The sequence below is a fragment of the Pseudoflavonifractor sp. genome (assembly GCF_050943825.1).
Classification (GTDB): Bacteria; Bacillota; Clostridia; order Oscillospirales; family Oscillospiraceae; genus Pseudoflavonifractor.
On the sequence record NZ_JBMNPX010000016.1, the window covers coordinates 1 to 22653 of the forward strand.

The following is a 22653-nucleotide window of genomic DNA, read 5'->3' on the forward strand; positions in this document are numbered from 1 at the left end:
CCCTCTTGGGAAGGGACTCCTCGGTCGTGGACGTGCCACCGGCACGTCCCCTCGTTCGGACTTCGGGCGTACCAATAACAGGCTTTCCGCGACAGCGGGAGGCATGTTTTTGTTTTAGAGCAAAGGGCGGGAGCGCTGTATGGGCCAGGAGAAGCGGAAGGAAAAAGGGTATGCAGCCAGTATATTGTTCTGCCCCTTTCTGCATGGTACCCTAAAGAAAACATGCCTGTTGCCGTTGTGCGGGCAAAGCAGGCAGGGAGGAAGGATTATGAAAAGGCTCAACAGGGTTCTGGCAGTGCTGCTGTGCGCTGTCATGGTAGTGGGGAGCACAGGGGTGAGCGCCTCGGCCCATTCCGGCCGCACTGACGGCAGCGGCGGCCACAGGGACAATAACAACGTCAGCGGCCTTGGCAGCTATCACTACCACTGCGGCGGCTACCCTGCCCATCTCCATGTGTCGGGCTATTGCCCTTATCTGGACAAATTCCCCACCGGCGTATCGCTGAAGGTGGAAAAGACAACCCTCTCCATGGGGGAGGAGGTGGAAATTTCCGCCGCCGTATCGCCCTCCAATGCTTGCAGCACCAGCGTGACCTGGGAGTCCAGCGACACCAGCGTGGTCACAGTGCGCAGCGGCAAAATCAAGGCGGTGGGCTTCGGTACGGCCACCATCTCGGCCTCCACCTTCAATGACAAGACAGCCACTCTCAAAATCACGGTCAAGGAGGTTGTGGCTGAAGGAGTGGAGATCACCGGCTTTGACACTCTGGAGCACACCCTGTACATCGGCGACCAGAAGACTTTGGGGGCGGTCATCACCCCGGAAAATGTGGACAACAAGGAGCTGGTCTGGAGCACCAGCGACCCGTCGGTGCTGTCCGTGGACAACGGCGCCATTGAAGCCCTCAAGCCCGGCACGGCCACAGTCACAGTGGAGACGGCAAACGGCAAGACAGCCAGCCTGGCGCTCACGGTGGAGGAAATTATAGCGGAACGGATTGAGATCCAGATGCCTGAAACCGTCACCATCGGGGATACGGCTCAGCTGAGCGTGATCTTTTATCCGGCGGACACGTCCTATCAGGACATCCAGTGGAGCAGCAGCGATGACAGCGTGGCCACTGTGGACAGTGCGGGCAATCTGACCGCTGTGGGTGTGGGCAAGGCTGCCATCACTGCGGTCCAGAAGGATGTCCAGGCTACGGTGGAGATTGAGGTTCTCCCCATCCCGGTGGAGGAGATTGCATTCACCGTGGCCGACGGGTTTGACGGGAAGATGGAGGTGGGGGAGACCACACAGATTTTGGCTGCGGTCTTGCCCGGGAATGCCACCTATCCGGAGCTCACCTGGACCAGCAGCGACCCGGCTGTTGCGGCGGTGGATGCCGACGGCATCGTCACCGCCCTGGCACCCGGACAGGTGACCATTACGGCCCAGTCCGCGGATGGCGTCTCAGCTGACATTGCGCTGGAGGTGGCAGATGACACCCTGCTGCTGGTTCTGGCGGGGGTGGGCGCCGCCCTGGTTCTGATCATTCTGATCTGCGCGGTCCTCCTGCTACGGAAGAAAAAGACTGGGGACAGCGGGACGGAAGGGGCCGGTGCAAAGAGCCGCAAAAAGTGGTTTGTCCTGCTGGGCGTTGTGGCCGCAGCTGCGGCTGTGGCAGCGGGCGTATTTGGCTATACGTCCGCGATGGACGGAAAGTACAAGGAAGCCATATTCCTGGCCCAGGGGGGCCGGGCGCTGGAGGCGGCCCGGCTTCTGGAGGAGCTGGGGGGCTACAAGGACGCGCCCGATCAGCTGGCCGCCTTAAAGGAAGCAGATGGGATCATTGCAATCCGCATGGCCAAGGCGGGGGACACCGTCACCTTCGGCAGCTACGAGCAGGACGGCGACACGTCCAACGGCAGCGAGCCCATTGAATGGATGGTACTCCGGACGGACAGCCAGGGGGTGCTTCTGCTCAGCCTGAATATTCTGGACACCCAGCCCTACCTGGAGATAGAGACGGAGGACGGCGTGCAGGACTTGGACCAGTGGATGGACACCACCTTTGCGGAGACGGCCTTTGCCGGGTGCAGTACAGAGGCCATTCAGGACGTGGGACTGCTGACGAAGGATGCGCTGGAAGAGTACAGCAGCCAGGCCAGAGAGGGAGGCTTTACAGAGTATGCCATGAGCCGGGGCTCCACCCAGAGCTACCTGGGTGAGTATATGTGGTGGCTGGAAGGCGCCTACAAGTTTAACGGCAGAATGGTGGGCTCGGTGGTGGCGGAGGGCAGCGGCTATTCCAACGGCTTTTTTGAGGCAGACAGACGGGCGGGTGTTCGCCCGACTCTGACCATTGGAGCGGCGGAGGAATAAGCCGCCGGGACGGACAAGACGGAGAGGAGGAAGAGAGATGGATACGGAGGAACTGCGTGAGAAGCTGCTGGATGAGGTATACGCCGGGGCGTTTTCCGGTCTGCCCGCCATGATACTGGACGCGGACAAGATTCAAAAGGCTGACAGCCGGGAGCTGGAGGAGATCGCGGCCCGATACGGGCTCAAATAAGGAAACAGAGAGAAGGAGAGAGCATTATGCCAGAAATCATTGCCGTAATCATCCTGATTGTCATCGGATTTTTCTGCTTTATCATCATGAAATCCGACGGCAGCGCCTCGGAAAAGGCCGCGCTGATTGCGATTGTAGCGGTGGTGGGCGTCATTGGCGGCGCCATTGTGGGCGCTTTGATCATGACCTCCCCCGTCCTGGCGCTGATTGCCATTGCGTTTGTTGTGGCGGTGGTCGCGGGGATTTTCCAGGGGCTATTTGGGGACCGCCTCAAGAACCGGAAGGATGCCAAGGCCAGCATTGAATTTTCTGAGGCCCGCGCTGACTCCGCCGGGGACCTGCTGAAGTCTCTGGCGGACGTGAAGAAGGGGGATACCCTCCGCTTCGGCCGGTACACCTGGGAGGTGCTGAGCGTGGAGAATGGCCAGGCCCTGCTCATCACCCAAAATGTAGTGATGAAAAAGGAATATCACAATGACAACCAGGCCCGGGGGGCGGAGTGGGCAAAATGCACCCTGAGGAGGTTCCTCAACAAGAACTTTCTCAGCAGCACCTTCAGCCCGGCGGAGCAGAGCCTGATTCAGGAGCACAGCCATGACAACGCCCAAATTGATTACAAGGGGCAGAAGAAGCTGCTGACGCCTACTCAGGACAGGGTGTTCATTCTGAGTGTGGGTGAAGCGAAGAAGGTCCTGACTGCAAAGAAGCGGCCGGCCGCGCTGGCCGGGCAGCCGTGCGGTTACTGGCTGCGGGATATTTACTATAACGATGCCTACCTGATGTATCCATCCTACGACGGGAAAAGCGCCGAAATTGAGAAACGTTCTTCCTGCGTGGACTACGGTGTGCGCCCCGCCATCTGGATCCGAATTGCCTGAACGAAGGCATTCAGAGGTAATGGCAGACTAGGTTTCAGATATATAGGCTTGCAGTCAGAATCCCCTGGGACCGGGCTTGCTCCGGAACCAGGGGATTTTCCATGCGCATCCGTGGTCGGCTCAGTAATTTCAATAAAGCCTGGTATTTTGTGCAGGATGGATGTATGGTATAATTTGTTCAGATGTTGAAGTGAGGGGGGACGGATATGCGGCAGAAAGAAAAGAGTGAGCTGACAAGACGGAGAATTATTTCCGCTGCCATTGAGGAATTTGGAAGCTATGATTATGGCACAGCGTCTATTAACTCCATCTGTGAACGGGGCGGGCTCTCCAAAGGGCTCGTATACCATCACTTTAAAGGCAAGGAAGAGCTGTATTTGACCTGCGTGGAGGAGATGTTCTCCAAAATTGCAGCCGTTTTGAGAAACTGTGCGGAGGAGTGCAGCGCTTCCGGAGAAGAACTGCTTTTAAGGTGCTTTGAAGCGCGGGGACGCTTTTTTGAGGAAAATCCCTATTATGGAACCCTGCTTCATCATGTCTCTGCAATGCCACCGGCATCTCTTGCCGCAGAGATTGACGTCAGACGCACCGAACTGAACCGTATTAACCTGGAACTGCTCAAGCGTGTAACCCAGAGCATGGAACTGTGGGAGGACATTTCCTTACAGGAGCTGGAAGAGGCCTATCTGGTGTATCAGGAAATGGTGAATATGAGGCTGGAGCAGCTGGTTCAAAGTCAGGATTTGGCCCAGCAGGAGGCTATGCGCCTGCGGTGGATAAGAGTATTCCTCTATGGAATTGTAAAGCGTTAAAGGCGAAAAAAGAAACACCTCACGGATGAAAGCAGAGTGCTTTGTCAGTGAGGTGTTTTTTTATCTTAAATATTGACCGAGTGGTCTGCTTTTGATATCCTTTGTACAGCGGAGCATGGCCTGTATGAAAATGTATGACAGCTGGGAGGTTGCACGCACATGGAATCCACGATTGGGAAGCTGTACCATAAAGAACAAAATATGATATATAATGCGCTGCCCCGTACATTACAGCCGGGTTATCACTTTGGGCCTCACTGCCATAAAAATGTGGAGGTCTGCATGATGACAGAGGGGGAGTGTGACATTGTAGTCAACGGGGAGACCATCACTGTACGGACAGGAGAGATGATGGTGATTTTTTCCCACATGATTCATTCCTTTCATATGCGCTCAAGGAGACCGGCACGGTTTCTTCAGATGCATTTTCAGCCGGACAGCTTTTCCTGGGTGGAAGCGGACGTGGTGCGGGAGGTAAAGTTTCTCAGCTATATTACCGATGAACACAGCGCCTATTTGCTCCTGCCGTTTTCCCAGAGGCTGCGGGAGTGCGTGGAGCGTATCTGCACGGAGATGAACAGCAAAACGGAGGAGTTCTGTGAACCTCTGGCCAAAATTTACATCTATGAGATGGTCTTTCTCCTTTCACGTGAGATCTCACAGGGATACCGGAGAATTTTTGTCATTGAAAATCCCATGGCCATCAAAGCCATTCAGTACATCAGCGACCACATGGAGGAAAAAATTACTCTTTCCGATGTGGCGAAGGCCTGCCAGGTAACGCCGCGGCACCTGTCGGGCGTATTTAAGGACATCATCAATATTACAGTAAATGACTATATTAACATCGCCAAGGTGGATAAGGCCATGCGCTGGCTGACAAGCACAGATCTGACGATGACTGAAATTGCGTCCAGACTGGGCTTCTCCAGCACCCAATATTTCTCAACCGTGTTCAAGCGCTATACCCGGGTAACGCCGGGCGAATACAAGGACATGTCGGACAAAGATATCTGAACAATAAAAAAGACAAAAGAGGAGTTCCGTTTTTCATACAAAGAGCGAATATCTGTACAGAAATTATACGACACCAGGCGCACGGCAGGTTATAATAAAAATAGACCGAGCGGTCAATAAAATGCAGGAGGGATACCATGTGAGAAAGAAGGAGTCAAAACGCCCCCTGGCGCTGCTCCTGGCTGTTGCGCTGTGTATCGGCATGCTGCCAATGCCCGCGCTGGCCGCAGAGCAGGAGATGGAGCTGACGGCACCGTCAGCTGTCTCTTCTGATGCTTCAGAAGAGACCGAGGTCACGGAGCTGCCCTATGAAGCGCAGGACGGCATCTATGACGAATGGGTACAGGATGAGAAGACGGACTTGGGCGACGGAGAAATCTGTGAGGTTGCAGATGGAAGACTGCACCTGAAGGCCAGTATCAGCAACAACAATGTAGCGGGCGATCCCCAGAAGTATCCCGCTGCCTTTGTGGACAAAACGGCCTCTTCGGCGCTGGCTGCCGCCGGGGATACGGACAAGTTTATCGAGCTGACAGTAGAGCCGGTCCTGACCAAGAGAGACACACGCTTTGGTGTGTATCTCAATTACAGCGACCCGGGAAATGCCTTTTTCCTTGGCTTTGACTCCACCGGGTGGTTCTACCAGCTGTACAAGGGTGGAGAAGGCAGCTGGGCAAAGTCCGGTGTCAGCGGACCGGATGCAGGGGAGTCCCAGACCCTCCGCATGGAATGGAACGGCACGACGCTGACAAAAGCCACGGTTGACGGCACGACGATTTTTGAGAATGTGGATTTCAGCCAGGCCGACAATACGGCGGCGGATGTGGTGGCCCTGAAGCTGGGGGCCAGCGGCATTGAGGGAGAGACCACCGAGGTCTATCTCTCCAACATCAGCTATACCGGCCAGAACGGTGAGCCGGTAACAGACGAGACGACGCCTGAGCTGGTGCGGGCAGTTGCGACCAGTTTGGACACTGTGACGCTGACCTTCAACGAGAAGCTGGACAAAGCATCTGCGGAGAATACGGGCAACTATACCTTTGACAGTGAGACTGTAACCGTGGAATCCGCCGCTCTGGCCGAGGACGGAAAGACAGTCGCGCTCACTGTGGCCGGTCTGACTGCCGGAGCCGCTGTGACGCTGACAATCAGCGGGATTGCGGACCTGGCCGGAAATGCTGTGCAGCAGCCGATTACAGAGGAGCTCCAGGCTCCGCAGGAGTCCGGTGCCGGCAGCTGGGTCATGCAGGAGCAGGCCACGAGTGAGAGCGTGGAGCTTCAGCCGGGCTGGATTACTGCCACGGAAAACGGAGTGATCATCAACCACAGCAAGATCATTGAAGACACCGGGAAGCAGGGCTGGGTTATCTTTGACAGCGCGGCGGAACAGTACAGAAACAGCGTGCTGGAGTACGATATTACATTTACCGATCCGGCGGCTGATCAGGGTGAGGGCTTTATCAACGTGGCGCCGGCCACCCGTGTCCTGGACGGCAGCAACTATGAGGGCTTTGCAATCGACACGCCCGCAGCTCTCCAGCGTACTGGCCGGAAAGACGGCGTGGAAAACTATGGCGGTGTCACGAATCTTACCGGAACGACCTTTGAATACGGTGTCAAGTACCATCTCCGGATGGTGACGGTTGAGAACAGCATCACGGTCTACATTACCGAGCCAGGTAAAGAAGAACAGAAGCTGACCACATTTGAAAGCCCCATCGGCCTGGATGCCGGCACATATGGCTTCCGCATCTGGCGGGGCGGCAAGACCATCACGGTGGAGAATATCCAGCGCAGCGAGTATATCGCGTCCTCTGCGGACAAGAGCAGCGAAAACATCACGGAAGATGACTGGGGCACGGAGAATGTGGTGATCCCGGTTACTTTCGGTACAGGCGACAGCGTTACCGCCATCACCAACGGTGATTCGCAGCTGGAGGAAGGCACGGACTACATCCTTGGCGGTGACAGCATTACACTGAAGAAAGAGTATATCCTCAAGCAGCCCGGCAGCTTTACGCTGAACATTGCGTTTGCCAAGGGAAGCACGGACACCTTCTCAGTGGTGAAGGTAAGCACCACCCAGGTGGAGTATGTCTGGACGCCGGACAAGGGCCTGGACGAGTGGACCAAGCTGTCCGGCAGCGGCACCTATGAGATGTCCGTGGGCGCCGGCGGCGATCCGGGCATGCTGCTGAAGGGGCAGAACTTCCTGATGAACGAAAATGCCCCCATGACCGCCAACGGTGAAATTGAGATCACCTGTGAGTTCATGAGCGACAAGCAGTCCTGTGTTATCGGCGGCCTGTTCCGGGTTGATCCCAATACCGGCGCATGGCAGAGCGTGGGCACCAACCGGGACTTCAACGCAACTGCCTACTGGGACTATACAAACAGCGAAGGCGCCAGCCAGCAGCTGGTGTGGGACGGTGCCCTCTGGGTGTCCCGGCTGGATGTAAAGGACAACAAGGTCAAGGTGCGCTGTGAGGGTGACTCCATGACCGTGTGGCTGGACGATCAGTTCACCCATACAGCCGGCGTGTCCCAGGCGAAGGAAGTGCTGGGCGGCATGGGTATCCAGACCGCAGCTACCGGCGATGTGCTGATCAAGAAGGTTGTCTTCCGCACTGTGGTGCCCTTTGTGGAGGCTGAGGAGACCGAGCCCCTGTCCATCAGCAGCGACGGCCTTACCGTGCGCCTGGCCGGTGACTTCCCCCGGGTTCTGGACTACAGCCTGAACGGCAAGACACTCAACGGCGCAGAGCTGCGCTATAACTATGTGACCATCAATACGGTGGACTACCCGGCCACCGCCGTGGCGGAGCCTGCCGAAGATGGAAAGAGCGTCACATATCATGTGACGCCGGAGGGCAGCGGCGTCACCTTTGATGTGGTGTTCACGGTTCTGGACGATCAGATTCTGGAGATGCGCATCAATAACATTGTGGAGCCTGAGGGCGAACAGGTCAATTCCATCACCCTGCCCCGGCAGCCTCTGATCTCTGCCAACAGCGGGCAGGAGGGCGCCAAATTTGACGCGGCATGGATGGACAAGAACGACTGGGCCTTCCGGGACATTCACGAGACCATCGCGGACCGGAATGTCTCCACCACTGCGGATCGCACTGTGATTATCCCCATCATCAGTGCAAACGGCCTCTCCGCGGCCATGACCAACAACATCTACATCGACGGCGATGAGTTCCGCTACCGCGCCTTTGAGCTGCCTGACGGAGAGGTGAGTGTGGGCGTCTGGAACACGGATTTCATGTACCGCGGCCTGGACGATGAGAAAATTCTCCCCTTTGCCTCTGAGCCTGACGAGGCGGATCTCTATTGCCGGGTGGTCATCACCGAGGACAATAACGGCGACGGCGTAACCGACTGGCAGGACGGCGGCAATGCCCTGCGGAACAAGCTGGTGGGCGACCAGATCCCCGGCGGCGACGAGGCGGCCCGGACCTTCTTCCATGTGGGCTACAACTTCGCCAGCGGTGCCCAGCAGCCCTTCCTGAAGGTCGCTGACAACATGAAGCGCCTGAGCAACTATATGGACGGCTTTGGCCAGACGCTGATCTTCAAGGGCTATGCCAACGAGGGCCACGACTCCGGTCACGCCGACTACAATGACATCAATCACCGTGCCGGCGGCGCGGAGGATATGAATGTGGCCATTGCGGAGGCGGACAAGATCAACTCCAACTTCGGCATTCATATCAACGCCCATGAGGCCTACCCCGAGGCCAAAATGTTCAACGACCATGTGATCTCCCAGCGCAACGCATGGGCCTGGATGGATCAGTCCCGGAATATCCGCCGTGACATTGACATGCTGGAGGGCAGCTTTGACTGGCGGCTGGATCAGCTCTTTGACCAGACACCCGACCTGGACTTTGTCTATGTGGACTGCTGGGAGGGCGACCGCTGGGATGAGCTGAAGCTCATCGGAAACATGATGGGCAACGGCGCCGAGATGTTCGGCACTGAGAATGCCACCGACCTGAACCGGTTCGGCGTATGGGTCCACAGCACCGGCGGCACCAGCGCCAACAGCGTCCACCACTTTGTCTACGGCAGCCAGCGCGATGTCTACGGCAGCAGCCCCATCTACTGGGGCGGCTATAACCGCGCCGCGTCCATGATGTCCTGGCAGCACAACAACAATATCAACACCCTGGTGGAGCAGTTCTACACCAATCAGCTGCCTGAAAAGTACCTCATGTGCCACACCCTGAAAAAGGACGACGGCACCACCGCCTGGTTTGAGGACGGTGTCACCTCCTCCAACTGGGTCATTACCAAGGACGGCAACAAGCTGACCGACGGCCAGGGCAAGATCTTCATCCCCTGGTATGCCGAGGACAGCGAAACCAGAAATCCTGACGAAGCCGCCAAGATCTACCACTGGAACGCCGATGGCGGCGAGACCACCTGGACTCTGCCTGCCTCCTGGTCCGGGCTGAAGAACGTATATCTCTATGAGACTACCCAGACCGGCAAAAAGCTGGTGGACACCATTGAGGTCAAGAACGGACAGATTATCATCGAAGCCGAGCCCAAGACCCCCTATGTGGTGTATCCCGGCGAGGCCGAGGCCGACGTGACCGAGTGGAGCGTGGGCAGCCCCATCAAGGATACCGGCTTCAACAGCCGCGACTTCTCCATCTGGCAGAAGGACGGCGAGGCGGACATCCAGTTCAACGACGATGGCAATGGCGTGTCCATCCTGACCATGACCGGCGCGGAGGCAGGTCAGGTCAGCCAGACCATGACTGGCCTGGTGCCCGGGCAGAAATACCGGGTACTGATCTACGCTGGCGCGGAGAACGGCAAGACTGCCCGCCTCACGGTAGAGACGCCTGACGGCAAGAAGTATGAGAACTACCTGGAGCAGGTAGTGATGGCCAACCAGTACTTCGACAACTATGCGCTGGGCAAGATGGTCCAGCTCATGTGGGTGGACTTTGTCCAGCCCGAGGGTGAGACCACCGCCAAGCTGACGCTCTCCGCCGACGCCTGTGAAAGCGGCAGCGGTAAGGCTACTTTTATGGAGAGCCGCATTGTTAAGACTGCGGAGCCCGACCTGGCCGAGGGATATGTAGCCAACGAGACCTTTGAGTATGTGGAGCAGGGCGCCTATGGTATCTTCAGCCCCGAGGGCGCTTCCGACGGTGTGCCCCATCTCTCCGAGACCCATGAGGGTTATACCAGCGATACCATCAACGGCAACTGGTCTCTGAAGCTGTACGGCCACCAGGGCCAGGGCAGACATCCCATCCGCACCAGCCCGGCCACCATGCGCCTGATGCCCAACTGCGACTATACCATGGAGTTTGAGACCATCGGTAGCGGCAAGGTCTACGTGGTTTCGGAGTCCGACAGCGCGGACAAGGTGCTGGAGGAGGCCTTCAGTGACGGCCACAATACCTTCCAGTTCACCACCGGCGCCAAAAACGACTATATCGTGCGCATTGAGGGCGGCGACGTCCTGGATGACTTCAAGGTATACTATAAGCCCGATCCCACCCCGCCCACGGTACCTGGAAATCTCACCGCCCAGGCGGTTGAGAACAGCAACGGGGTGAAACTGACCTGGGAGGCCGCCACAGATGACGATGGCCGGGTCAGCAGCTACCGCATCTACCGTGACGGAGCCCTTCTGGCCGTCGTATCCAGCGATGTGACAACCTATACCGATATGGCCACACAGGATGAGACCGAGTACACCTATCAGGTCTCCGCAGTCAACGGCGGGGCCACCGAGGGAGAAAAGTCCGCTGAGGCCAAGGTGACAACCGGAATCCTTCCTCCGGCGGCCATTGAGCTGGAGCTGGATGGCAGCGATACGGCAGTTGTTACCTTCAACAAGCAGATGGAACGGGAGAGCGCGGAAAATCCGGCCAACTACCGTGTTACCGGCGCGGATGTGACGGTGATTTCGGCCAGCCTGAACCAGAACGGGAAGAGCGTCACCCTTACCCTCAGCGGGCTCTCTGCACTGGACATGGCCCAGCTGACGGTGGAAAACGTGAAGGACCTCTCCGGGAAAAATACGGTCTCGGGCAGCGATACCTTTATCCTGTCCCTCCTCTACCACTACTATAAGTTGGATGAGGAGGCCGGCCAGGCAGCTGCGGATGAGGCCGGTCATGCGTCGGGAACCAAGACCGGCGGTGTGACCTCTGTGGACGGCAAGGACGGCAAGGCGGCCGGCTTTGGGGGCAGCGACTACATTGAGGTAGACAGTGACGCCCTCTATCAGCAGGATACCTTTACCGTGTCCGCCTGGATCAACTGGGACGGCTCGTCCGGCGTCAACGCGATTGTGGGCAACGATATCTCCGGCGATGCCGGCAGCCGCGGCATTATCTTCTATGTAGGCAGCGACGGTGAGCTGCGCTGCAATTCCAATGTGGCCGGCATGGGCGGCAGCGAAAAGGTGACTGCCAACGAGTGGCACCATGTGGCATTTGTGAAGCAGACGGGCAGCGCCCAGCTCTATCTGGACGGCAAGCAGATTGGAAATGAAGCCCTCCAGTATGGTGTGGAGACCCGTGTGGGCTTCCGCATCGGCGGCAGCCACAAGGGCGGCGGCGGACTCTCCTATCCCTTCCACGGCGCTATCGACGAAGTGCGCATCTTCACCACGTCTCTGACGGAGGCTGAGGTGGGAATTCTGGCAGGCCTGACGCCGGAACCCACACCGGAAGCGGAGTTTGACGCGGCCACTATGCAGCTGAGCAATGTGGACAATGGAATGGTCTACTCTCTTGACGGGGGAAAGACCTGGCTTGGAATTGAAGGAGAGAGCGTGGACCTGAGCGGCGCCGCTGTTACCGCGGCCAACGGCATTCAGGTTAAGCGCCTGGGCAGCGGTGAGGACACGATCGACTCTGAGATCCAGAAGATTGTCCTGACCCAGGCGGAGCAGCCCAGCGGCGTCACCGGCAGAGATGAGACGGAAGCAAGAAACGACGGTGCGCTGGTGGGAACCACCGCAGATATGGAATACCGTCTCAGCCAGAGTGGCACGTGGCAGGTGTGCGGTGCGGAGACCACGGCTGTGGATCCCGGCACATATGAGGTGCGTACTGCAGGCAGAGGCACCATGCTGGCCAGCGAAAGCGTTATTGTTGTTGTAAATGCCTATAAGGATGCCATTCCGCCCGCAGTAAACAGCTATATCATCAAGGCCACGGCAGGCGAGGGCGGCAGCATCAGCCCCACCGGATCCATTGTGGTGCAGCGCGGACAGAACAAGACCTTTACCATCACGGCAAATGAGGGCTATGTCATCGCCGACGTGCTGGTGGACGGCGAATCTGTGGGTGCAGTCTCCGCATATACCTTTGAGAATGTCCGCGGAAAGCACACCATTGAGGCCGTATTCAAAACCTCTGAGGGCGGCGGCACCGGCACCGGCTTTACCGATGTGCCCGCTGATACCTGGTACAGCGAGGCCGTGGAGTACGTGACGGAGAAGGGCCTCATGAACGGCACCGGCGAGGGTACCTTCAATCCTCTGATGAACCTGAGCCGCAGCATGATGGCACAGATTTTCTACAACATGGAGCAGCGTCCGGCGCTCAGCGGCAGCAATCCCTTTACCGATGTTGCTGAAGGCCAGTGGTATACCGACGCAGTCATCTGGGCGGCGGAGCAGGAGATTGTCAATGGCTACGGCGGAGCATTCCAGCCTGACGGTGACATCACCCGTGAGCAGCTGGCGGCGATGCTGTACCGGTATGCAGCCTACAAGCAGCTGGACGTGACAGCCTCCGACGATGCGCTGAATGCCTTTGCTGACGGCGGCACGGTCTCTGACTGGGCTGCGGATGCCATGGCCTGGGCCGTGGAGGAGGGAATCCTGACCGGCAAGAACGGCGGGCTGCTGGACCCCCAGGGCAATGCCACCCGTGCTGAGGTAGCTGTCATTCTGATGCGGTTTACCCAGAGCGGGGAGCAGCAGGCCGACTGACAAAGCAGAAAGGAAACGTATCATATGGCTGCCGCCTGAAATCGTGTGGAAGGCGGGAGCACTCAGCCCAAAAGCGACAGATGAAGGTGGGAGCGGCGCAGCGCAGGCTGTGCCGCTCCCGCTTTTTACTGCCTGAATATGAAAACTATGATTTCACTGAAAAAGCGCTCTGTACAGGATGGATTTCCTGTGCAAAGCGCTTTTTTGTGCTGTTTAGTTGTGGAGCGGAGAGTGCCAGGAGACCCTTAACAAAATATTAGAATATATTCACAAAAAACTCCTCATTTGGCGTTGACTAATATGTCGAAAATAATATAAACAGGAAACGCGTCGAAAATTACAGAAGGACAGGACATGTCAATGTACTGTGGCATAAAGTGCACGGGGGTTTTAGAAGGTAAAAGCCAAAATAGACAGATATGGACGAAAGGTGTGGTAATAAATTGTGCAGCCTGCCCATCGCTGCCGACGGGAAATTGGGCTGTGATACGAGGAGCAAAAAAGCCCGGACCAGTATAATGAACTCAACAAGAAGAGGTGCTGACAACAAAAAAGAGAGAGGAGTGTGCAGATGAAATTACTGACAACAGCCAGCGTCATCCACGTTATGGACGAGGAAAACATTCCGGCCATCACCATTGTTGCGGGAGAGACGCTCCAGGTGGAGACCGCAAAGCCTGGTATTCCGGATGAGGTTTTTACCAAAGACTACTCTGTGGAACCTCACCCGAAACGGATTTTGACCATCACAGGCCCCATCTATGTGGAGGGCTGTGAGCCGGGCGACCTGCTGAAGGTTGAAATCCTGGACATCCAGCTGGATACCCGCGGCAAGATGTGGATGGGACAGTGGATGGGAATCCTGAAGGATGAGGTGGACCACTGCTGCAAACGGGATGTGCTGGTGGAAAATGGCGTGGTGCACTTCAGCGAGACCACCCAATTCCCCATTCAGCCCATGATTGGAACCCTGGGTGTGGTACCTGCCGGTACACCCGTGGATTGCCTCACACCGGGAAGGCACGGCGGAAACATGGATGCCCGGGAGATTGCCATCGGCAGCACGGTCTATCTTCCGGTCCAGGTGAAGGGCGGCCTGCTGGCCGTGGGCGACGTCCACGCGGCGATGGGAATGGGCGAGGTGTTCGGCACCGGCATTGAGATCGGAAGCACCGTCACCATGCGCATTGACGTTGTGAAGGGACAGTCCCTGCCGTGGCCGCTAGTGGAGCGGGAGAATAGCTACGACTTCCTGATCTCCGGCCCTGACCTGGATGAGAACTGCAGAGAGGCAGTGCGCACCACAATCGCATTTTTGATGCAGCGCAACGGCATCTCCTTTGACGAGGCGTATGCGCTGGCGGGACAGACCTGCGACCTGAAGATTGCGCAGGTTGTGAACCCGGAACGGACGGTAGCCATGGAAATTCCCAAGAGTATTTTGAAGAGCTGAGGAGGATATTAAAAATGGAGTTAGGCTTTATTACCGGCCCCTGGTCTGGCATCCCCAATCTGCTGATTACCATTATCCTGGGTCTCGTTGTTATCATCGCCGGCGCAATTCTGTCCGACAGAATGGGCAAGCGCTACGCGCCGTTCATTATGGTGGGCCTGATGGCGGGCCTGCAGATCATGGTGTCCTTCACCTCGGTCAGAAACTGCGGCCTGTATGTGGGCGGTAAGTCCTTCCTGATTATTGCCGGTTCTCTGATGTACCCCATCCTGGCCTGCGGCGAGGACTACATCAACGAGTTCTACGGCCGGGAGATCGCCAAGGCCTCTGTCACCTGCCAGTTCATCGTCCGTACGCTGACCACCATCTACCTTGTGTGGCTCGTTTTCCTCCCCGCGCCCACCGGTGGTGAGGCAAACTACATCAACTTCAAGGAGCTGATGATGGTGGTGCCCCGGGTGACCGTGGCCAGCATCGTCGCCACCTACATCGGCGGCCTGCTCAATGTGCATATCTTCGCAAAGATCAAGAAGAATACCGGCAGCGGCAAGCTGTGGCTGCGTACCTTTGTCTCCACCTTTGTTGGCCTTGTGGCAAATGCCATCCTGTTCACCCTGCTGGCCTTCGCGGGCACCAAGAGCGTGGAGCAGATGAGCCAGATGGTGCTCATCTCCGTGATTGTGCGCCTGGCGGCCGGTGTGCTGGAGCTTATCTTCCTCTACTTCATGACCTTCCTGCGAGAGAAAGGATTTATCCTCAGAGACAATACCCCCATCTCTGTGGGTCCCACTCCGGGAAAGCAGGAGATGAGCGCCTGATAAAAACACAACCGATATTCGAGAGGCTCGTGGTCTCCGCCGCTTTGAACAGGGCGGGGAGACTGCGGGCTTCCCGCTGTTTCAAAAACAGAGGAGTGCCTGTATGAAAGAATTTTCCGTATCGCAACTGGTGGGACTGGACAATCAGCTGGGGCTGAAGCTGATTGCCGGGGCGCAGAATGCGGGCAATCTAATCACCGGGGTCAACATCATGGACAACCCGGATACCTTCGACTGGCTGACAGCCGGAGAGTTTGTACTGACAACAGGGTATCTCTTTCAGAATGACGTGGGGATGCAGTGTCAGATTATCCGGGAGCTGGCGGAAATCAACTGCGCCGGGATCGGCATCAAGGTGAAGCGCTACCTGGAACAGGTGCCCGAATGTATGCTTCAGGAGGCCAACCGGGTGGGGCTGCCGGTGGTGGAGATTCCATTCCAGAACACCCTCTCCCATGTGCTCAACGTGATCAACAGGGAGATTGGGGAGCAGGACAACCTGATATTCAAAAAGTATGTCCACATCCACAACACCATCACCCAGTGTACCCTCCAGGGGGGCAGCCTGCGCCAGCTGACCCAGCTCTCCAGCAGCCTGATCGGCAATCCGCTGCTGGTGGTGGATGAAAAATGGCACCTGATGGCCTGGTGGGAGCGGGAGGACAACCCCAAGCCCATGGACAGCTTTGTCCGGCTCCAGAAGGGGGAGATCCCCTTTTCTCAGGAATTCATTGAGACCATTCCCGAGAACATGGAGCAGTACACCCACATTATAAAGCGCACCTATCCCCGAAGCAGCATTGTCTGCCGTGTCATGCCCGTCACAGCCAATGATATTCTCTATGGCTTTATTATCGTGTGGGAAACGGTCAGAAAAATGACGTCCCTGGACTATATGGCCCTGGAGATGGCGGCTACCTCCGTGGCGCTGGAGCAGCTGAAGGAGAAGCAGATCCAGGAGATCAAGCACAGCCTGCGGCAGGACTTCTTTGACGACCTGCTGGAGGGAAAGATTGAGTCGGTCAGCGCGGTGAAGAGCCTGGCGGAGATCCACTATATGGATGCGGCCAAGACCTATATCTGCATGGTGGTAAAGCTGAACGTGGAGAGCTCTGAGAGCGGGGCCGTACAGGCCATGCGGGAGCTGCTTCAGATAAAAAAGAGCGCCATGGCCCTGATTGAGACGGCGGCGCACCGCCAGAACCGCAGCATTGTGGCCATCCAGCGGGGCAATCTGATCATCGCATTTCTCCTGGCGGAAAAGGAGGAGAGCGAGCAGATAAGCGAGGACACCCGGGCCCTGCTGGAGAGCCTGTATAGCCAGCTGGAGGAGCGCTATCCCAGCGTGGAGATCGGAGTGGGAAATCCCTGTCCGGATTTCCTCAACATGCGCAAGAGCTATCTCAATGCCCTGGAGGCCATGGAGCTCTCGGAGAAGATGGGCGGACAGACAAAGCTGACCTTCTACGCGGACATGATTGTCTACCACCTCCTGGGCCTGGTGCAGCCCCGGGAGCAGCTGGAGGAGTTCTTCAATCATGTGCTGGGCAGGCTGCAGAAGTACGACCAAGAGAACAAGGCCGACCTGATGAGCACATTGGAGGAGTACTTCCTCAACGGCGGGAACATCACCCTGGCGGCCCAAAAGAAGTACCTCCACCGTAATACCTTCATGTACCGCATCGAGAAGATCAAGGACATTCTGAAGGTGGATTTCAAGCACCCAGAGTCAGTGCTGGAGCTGCAGATCGCGCTGAAGATAAGAAAAATCCTGGATCAGTAGTCAGGGCGGAATTCCGGCCGAATTGGGCGCGGTGCACAAAGCGTGGGCGGCGGAATCAGGCGCTGTTACAGTGACGGAAAAAGTACAGCTTTTTATAATAACAGTAGAAATCAAGAGGATATTTGGTATGAATTTTTCAGTAAAAGTTGTCCTGTATCCCCAGACCGCCGCGGACTGCCTGAAGGGGTCATTTTTGGTAACTGTGCACTCGGTCTACCACCACACCGTCAACCTCAGGGCGGGGGAGCGGCTGCTGGCAATCCAGCCCCGCTCCGCAGCCCCCACCCCCTTCGGCATCACCACGTCGCTGAGCGGGGAGGAATTTGAGTGCCTGACCCTGCGGCAGGGAGAGCGAGGCCTCTGGAGCGGCGGGGAGCTGCAGCTGGGCTGCCTGCGGCTTGATTTGAAGACAGGCGAGCTGTGGCAGCCCAGGATAACCCCCGTCCCTGAGGAGCTCTGGCGCCCCCGTTTTCTGAGCGGACTGGAGCAGACCATTGCCCGGGGCAGAGAAAAGAGCGCCCTGGCCCGGAGCCTGGAGCCGGACAGGGGGGAGGCGGAGACGCCTCTGGGCCAGCTGTACCACCGGTACATCTCCCAGGCAGGCGCGCTGGCCGGACAGGGAGCCTTTTCCAGCGCGGCCCGGCAGTACTGCATGCTCATAGGGCTGGGAGACGGCCTCACCCCGGCGGGTGACGACTTCCTGGTGGGGCTGCTGGCGGCGCTGCGGGGACTGGAACAGGAGGAGCAGACGGGGCGGTTCCGCACCGCGCTGGAGGAAGAGGTGGAGGCCCAGCTGGCCAAGACCAACGACATCAGCGCGGAGTTTTTGAGATACGCGTGCAGGGGTGCCTTCAGCCGTCCGCTCTGCCAGCTCTTTTCTCCGGCGGAACCGGAGGCGGCGCTGGACTGGCTTGCCGGGATAGGACACTCCTCAGGGATTGACACGCTGACCGGCGTACGGGAGGGGCTTGCCCTGCACCGGAGCCTCACAGCGGCAAAGACAGTATAGGAAACCCAAGAAAACAAACGGGAGGACGGAGATATGGTTTCATACAGCGAGGTAAGACAGAATACATATTTCGACTCGGTCACACTGATGCTCTTCTCCAGCAAGCTGTCCGGAGTGGCGGGCGTGCACGAGGCGGCGGTCATGATGGGCACGGACCACAACAAGTCCCTGATGCGGGGTTCCGGCCTGCTGACAGAGGAGGCCGCCAAGGAGATCACCCCCAATGACCTGGTGATCGGCATCGCCGCGGACACCCAGGAGGCGGTGGAAGAGGCCAAGGCCCTTCTGGCCGAGCAGTTTGAGAACAAGAAGAAGCCCGCCGGAGGCGGGGACGGCCATCTGCGGGCCAAGACCATCGAGTCTGCGCTGGACAAGCTGCCCGACGCCAACTTTGCCGTGGTTTCCCTGCCCGGCCGGTATGCCAAGTCCCAGACCATGAAGCTGATGCGCCAGGGACTCCATGTGCTGCTGTTCAGCGACAACGTGACCATTGAAGAGGAGAACCAGCTGAAGGACTACGCCCTGGAGCACGGGCTGCTGATGATGGGCCCGGACTGCGGCACCGCCATTATCAACGGCGTCTCCCTGGGCTTTGCCAACGTGCTGCGGCGGGGCGACATTGGCCTGGTGGCGGCTGCCGGCACCGGCCTTCAGGAGGTGACCTGCGTCATCGACGCTCTGGGCGGAGGCATCTCTCAGGCCCTGGGCACCGGCGGCCGTGACGTGAAGGAAGCGGTGGGCGGAAAGATGATGCTCTCCTGCATTGACGCACTGGACCAGGACCCCGGCACCAAGGTCATCGGTATCATCTCCAAGCCCCCTGCCAGAGCGGTCATGGAGAAGATTCTGGAGCGGCTGGAAAAGGTGGAGAAGCCTGTGGTGGCCTGCTTCCTGGGCGCGGAGGAGCTGCCGGACATCCCCGGTGTTTCCGCCGCCGCCACCCTGGAGGACGCCGGCCGTATGCTGGTGGCCCTCTCCCAGGGGAAGGAGCTGGCTGCGGGCGGCGCGCTGACCGAGGACCAGGCACGGCAGCTGGACGAGGCCGTGAAGGGTCTGGCGCCTGAGCAGAAGTATGTGCGCGGACTCTATTCCGGCGGCACTCTGTGCTACGAGGGCCAGCTGCTTCTGCAGAAGAGCGGCTTTGAGATTTACAGCAACATCGCCACCCAGGAGGCCTTTGCGCTGAAGGATGTGGAGAAGAGCTTCCAGAACACCCTGCTGGACATGGGCGATGACTACTTTACCGATGGCATTCCCCATCCCATGATTGACTTCCGCCTGCGCAGCGAGCGTCTGCGGGCAGAGGCCAGGGACCCTGAGACGGCCGTGATTCTGCTGGACTGCGTCCTGGGCTACGGCAGCAATGAGGACCCCGCCGGAGCGCTGGCTGAGGCGGTTGCCCAGAGCCGCAAAGAGAACGAGGGACGCCAGGTGGTGTTTATCGCCTCGGTCTGCGGCACGCCGGCGGATCCCCAGAACCGGGTGGAGCAGGAGAAGAAGCTGCGTGAGGCGGGCATCCTGGTGCTGCCCACCAACGCCCAGGCAGTGCGGGCGGCCGCGGCTGTGCTGAAAAACCGATAAGGACAACAGAAGGAGGACAACTGCAATGGCTGTAAAGGACCTGTTTTCCGCCCAGCTCAATGTAGTCAATCTGGGCCTGGAGCGTTTTTATGAGGCGGTGCTGGATCAGAACCAGCCCGCCTGCCACGTGGACTGGACGCCCCCCGCGGGCGGCGATCTGCGCCTCATTGAAATTCTGGAAAAGCTGAATGGGTGATTAAGAGATGAACAGAATTGACCAGGCAAACGCCGAGGCGCTGGCCCGTATGAACCGGGCGGAGCCGGTACTGGTGGATATAAAATATGCCGGTGAGGTGGCGCCCGAGCTGGATGAGCGCACCATCGGCCACGCGGGTCCCCCCATCCGGTGGGAGGACATGTGCGGCCCCATGAAGGGAGCCGTCATGGGCGCGGCGGTCTATGAGGGCATGGCCCAGACGCTGGAAGAAGCGGCGGAAAAGGTGCAGACAGGCGCCATCCGCCTGGTGTCCAACCACAGCCTGGGCTGTGTGGGCCCCATGACCGGCATGATCACCCGCTCCATGCCTCTCTGGGAGGTAAAGAACGAGACCTTTGGCAACTATGCGTACAGCACCTTCAACGAGGGCCTTGGAAAGGTCATGCGTTTCGGCGCCAACGGCCCCGAGGTGCTGGAGCGGCTGAAGTGGATGGAGACCGTGCTGGCGCCCCACCTGAAGAAGGCGATTGCCCACGCCGGCCCCATCCCCCTGAAGGTAATCATGGCAAAGGCGCTGGCCATGGGCGACGAGATGCACCAGCGGAACATCGCTGCCTCCGCCCTCATCGCCCAGGAGCTGATTCCCCCTCTGGTCCATGTCACCGAGGACCGGGCGGCGCTGGAGCGCATGACGACGTTTATGATTGGCAACGTGCAGTTCTTCCTGAACCTGGCCATGGCTGCGGCAAAGGCCACCATGGACCCGGTAAAAAACATCCCCCACTGCAGCGTGGTCACCGCCATGAGCCGGAACGGCACCAATTTCGGTATCAAGATCAGCGCCCTGGGGGACGAGTGGTTCGAGGCCCCCGTGCTGATGCCCAAGGGACTCTATTTCCCCGGGTACAGCGAGAAGGACGCCAACCCCGACATGGGCGACAGCGCCATCATGGAGACGCTGGGTGTGGGCGGCTTCTCCATGGCCGCAGCGCCTGCGGTCATCCGGTTTGTGGGCGCCGCCTCCGCCGGGGAGGCCCTGGAGTACTCCAGGGAGATGCAGGAGATTACAGTCGGCACCAGTGAGAGCTATGTGATTCCCATTATGGACTTCGTGGGCACCGCTTCCGGCATTGACATCCGGAAGGTGGTGGAGACGGGGATTCTGCCCGTCATCAACACCGGCATGGCCCATAAGGAACCCGGCGTGGGCCAGGTGGGCGCGGGCATTGTCAAGGCGCCCATGGACTGCTTCATCAAGGCGCTGTATGCCTTTGCCCATGCCGAAGGGGTTGACTGAGCCCCACAGGGAGTCCGGCCAAAAAGCAGATGGAGGTTATCGATGAAAGAACTTGTAGCTGCGGCCAATGAAAAAGCGGTCGGAAAGCTGAAGGGCGCGCAGCCCTTCTGGGTGGACGTGGTGCCGGCGCGGGAGGCCCTCGGCCTGGATAAGAAGACCATTCTTCACGCCGGTCCCCCCATCCAGTGGCAGGATATGTGCGGCCCCATGCGGGGCGCGGTGCTGGGCGCGCTGAAATATGAGGGCCTGGCGGAGACCGACCAAGAGGCTGAGGCCCTGGCCGCCTCGGGCGAGATCACCTTTGAGCCCTGCCACCACCACCAGTCGGTGGGCCCCATGACGGGTATTATCTCCAGCTCCATGCCCCTGCTGAAGGTGGAAAACCGGGAGAACGGAAACTGTGCCTACTCCTCCATCAACGAGGGCGCGGGAGACGTGATCCGGTTCGGCGCCTACGGAGAGCGGACGGTACAGCGGCTGAAGTGGATGGAGACCGTGCTGGCCCCCGCCCTGAAGGCCACCGTGCTGCACATGGGCGGCGTGAACCTGAAGAACATCATCGCCCAGGCCCTCAACATGGGCGACGAGCTGCACATGCGCAACAACGCGGCCACCGATGTATTTGTCAAGACCATTCTGGCGGCGCTGACTGAGGCGGCGCCCGAAAAGGACCGGCTGCCCGAGATTTGCCGGTTCCTCACCACCAATAACGACCAGTTCTTCCTCAACTTCGCCATGGCGGCCTGCAAGGCCGCGGCGGACGCGGCCCACGGCATTCCCTATTCCACCATGGTGACCGCAATCGCCCGCAACGGCGTCAATATCGGCGTGCGCATCAGCGGCCTTGGGGACACCTGGTTCACCGCCCCGGCGGCCCGGGTGGACGGCCTGTACTTCGCGGGCTTCAGCGAGAAGGACGCCAACCCCGACATCGGCGACAGCGCCATTATGGAGACCGGAGGCGTGGGCGGCTGCGCCATTGCCGCTGCGCCCGCCATTGTCCGTCTGCTGGGGACGGGCTCCTACCAGGATGCAATCCAGCAGACCATGGACATGTACGAGATTACCCTGTCCGAGAGCGAGCAGTATGCCATCCCCAACCTGGACTTCCGTGGCAGCCCCATCGGAATTGACATGGCCCGGGTGGTGGAGACCGGCATTACGCCCATCATCAACACGGCCATTGCCAGCCGGGAGCCCGGCGTGGGCATGGTGGGTGCGGGCATTGCCAAGGCGCCCATGCAGCTGTTTACCCAGGCACTGCTTGCCTACGGAGAGAAATACGGCCTGTAACAGGCTGAGAAAAAAGGAGCGT

The 22653-nt window shown here is 58.6% G+C and carries 14 protein-coding genes; all 14 read left to right on the top strand.

What is annotated here, in order from left to right; genetic code table 11:
• The first annotated feature begins 268 nt into the window (after positions 1-268).
• The 14 genes from ACOX7T_RS11725 (at position 269) to ACOX7T_RS11790 (ending at position 22631) form a co-directional block, all read left to right on the top strand.
• Positions 269-2365, top strand: coding sequence for an Ig-like domain-containing protein (locus tag ACOX7T_RS11725; RefSeq protein WP_433442939.1), 2097 nt, complete (start codon positions 269-271; stop codon positions 2363-2365).
• Between the two features lie 37 nt (positions 2366-2402).
• Positions 2403-2555, top strand: a complete 153-nt coding sequence (locus tag ACOX7T_RS11730; protein ID WP_433442941.1) for a hypothetical protein — start codon at positions 2403-2405, stop codon at positions 2553-2555.
• A gap of 26 nt (positions 2556-2581) precedes the next feature.
• Positions 2582-3433 carry a DUF6273 domain-containing protein gene (locus ACOX7T_RS11735; protein ID WP_433442943.1) on the top strand — a complete coding sequence of 284 codons (852 nt, stop codon included), beginning with the start codon at positions 2582-2584 and terminating at the stop codon, positions 3431-3433.
• A 206-nt stretch (positions 3434-3639) separates the two neighbouring features.
• Positions 3640-4245 (top strand): TetR/AcrR family transcriptional regulator, encoded by a 606-nt coding sequence (locus ACOX7T_RS11740; protein WP_433442945.1) that lies wholly within the window; start codon positions 3640-3642, stop codon positions 4243-4245.
• Between the two features lie 201 nt (positions 4246-4446).
• Positions 4447-5262 (top strand): AraC family transcriptional regulator, encoded by an 816-nt coding sequence (locus ACOX7T_RS11745; RefSeq protein ID WP_433443061.1) that lies wholly within the window; start codon positions 4447-4449, stop codon positions 5260-5262.
• Positions 5263-5401: 139 nt separating this feature from the next.
• Entirely contained in the window at positions 5402-13240 is a 7839-nt protein-coding gene (locus ACOX7T_RS11750) for an endo-alpha-N-acetylgalactosaminidase family protein (RefSeq protein WP_433442947.1), read from the top strand.
• Between the two features lie 571 nt (positions 13241-13811).
• Positions 13812-14693, top strand: a complete 882-nt coding sequence (locus ACOX7T_RS11755; protein ID WP_433442949.1) for an acetamidase/formamidase family protein — start codon at positions 13812-13814, stop codon at positions 14691-14693.
• Positions 14694-14707: 14 nt separating this feature from the next.
• Entirely contained in the window at positions 14708-15511 is an 804-nt protein-coding gene (locus ACOX7T_RS11760; protein ID WP_433442951.1) for a queuosine precursor transporter, read from the top strand.
• Between the two features lie 103 nt (positions 15512-15614).
• Positions 15615-17294 carry a PucR family transcriptional regulator gene (locus tag ACOX7T_RS11765; protein ID WP_433442953.1) on the top strand — a complete coding sequence of 560 codons (1680 nt, stop codon included), beginning with the start codon at positions 15615-15617 and terminating at the stop codon, positions 17292-17294.
• 127 nt (positions 17295-17421) lie between these two features.
• On the top strand, positions 17422-18303 hold the full coding sequence (locus ACOX7T_RS11770) for a DUF2877 domain-containing protein (RefSeq protein ID WP_433442955.1): 882 nt from the start codon (positions 17422-17424) through the stop codon (positions 18301-18303).
• Between the two features lie 33 nt (positions 18304-18336).
• Entirely contained in the window at positions 18337-19884 is a 1548-nt protein-coding gene (gene fdrA, locus ACOX7T_RS11775) for an acyl-CoA synthetase FdrA (protein WP_433442957.1), read from the top strand.
• Between the two features lie 25 nt (positions 19885-19909).
• Positions 19910-20080: a fdrA domain protein gene (locus tag ACOX7T_RS11780; protein WP_433442959.1), complete on the top strand. Its 171-nt coding sequence runs from the start codon at positions 19910-19912 to the stop codon at positions 20078-20080.
• A gap of 7 nt (positions 20081-20087) precedes the next feature.
• On the top strand, positions 20088-21338 hold the full coding sequence (locus ACOX7T_RS11785; RefSeq protein WP_433442960.1) for a DUF1116 domain-containing protein: 1251 nt from the start codon (positions 20088-20090) through the stop codon (positions 21336-21338).
• Positions 21339-21380: 42 nt separating this feature from the next.
• Positions 21381-22631, top strand: a complete 1251-nt coding sequence (locus tag ACOX7T_RS11790) for a DUF1116 domain-containing protein (protein WP_433442962.1) — start codon at positions 21381-21383, stop codon at positions 22629-22631.
• Positions 22632-22653: the final 22 nt, after the last annotated feature.

Bases quoted from the DNA above. Each gene is read 5' to 3' on its own strand.
- ACOX7T_RS11725 (WP_433442939.1), top strand. From the start codon at position 269: ATGAAAAGGCTCAACAGGGTTCTGGCAGTGCTGCTGTGCGCTGTCATG.
- ACOX7T_RS11730 (WP_433442941.1), top strand. From the start codon at position 2,403: ATGGATACGGAGGAACTGCGTGAGAAGCTGCTGGATGAGGTATACGCC.
- ACOX7T_RS11735 (WP_433442943.1), top strand. From the start codon at position 2,582: ATGCCAGAAATCATTGCCGTAATCATCCTGATTGTCATCGGATTTTTC.
- ACOX7T_RS11740 (WP_433442945.1), top strand. From the start codon at position 3,640: ATGCGGCAGAAAGAAAAGAGTGAGCTGACAAGACGGAGAATTATTTCC.
- ACOX7T_RS11745 (WP_433443061.1), top strand. From the start codon at position 4,447: ATGATATATAATGCGCTGCCCCGTACATTACAGCCGGGTTATCACTTT.
- ACOX7T_RS11755 (WP_433442949.1), top strand. From the start codon at position 13,812: ATGAAATTACTGACAACAGCCAGCGTCATCCACGTTATGGACGAGGAA.
- ACOX7T_RS11760 (WP_433442951.1), top strand. From the start codon at position 14,708: ATGGAGTTAGGCTTTATTACCGGCCCCTGGTCTGGCATCCCCAATCTG.
- ACOX7T_RS11765 (WP_433442953.1), top strand. From the start codon at position 15,615: ATGAAAGAATTTTCCGTATCGCAACTGGTGGGACTGGACAATCAGCTG.
- ACOX7T_RS11770 (WP_433442955.1), top strand. From the start codon at position 17,422: ATGAATTTTTCAGTAAAAGTTGTCCTGTATCCCCAGACCGCCGCGGAC.
- fdrA (WP_433442957.1), top strand. From the start codon at position 18,337: ATGGTTTCATACAGCGAGGTAAGACAGAATACATATTTCGACTCGGTC.
- ACOX7T_RS11780 (WP_433442959.1), top strand. From the start codon at position 19,910: ATGGCTGTAAAGGACCTGTTTTCCGCCCAGCTCAATGTAGTCAATCTG.
- ACOX7T_RS11785 (WP_433442960.1), top strand. From the start codon at position 20,088: ATGAACAGAATTGACCAGGCAAACGCCGAGGCGCTGGCCCGTATGAAC.
- ACOX7T_RS11790 (WP_433442962.1), top strand. From the start codon at position 21,381: ATGAAAGAACTTGTAGCTGCGGCCAATGAAAAAGCGGTCGGAAAGCTG.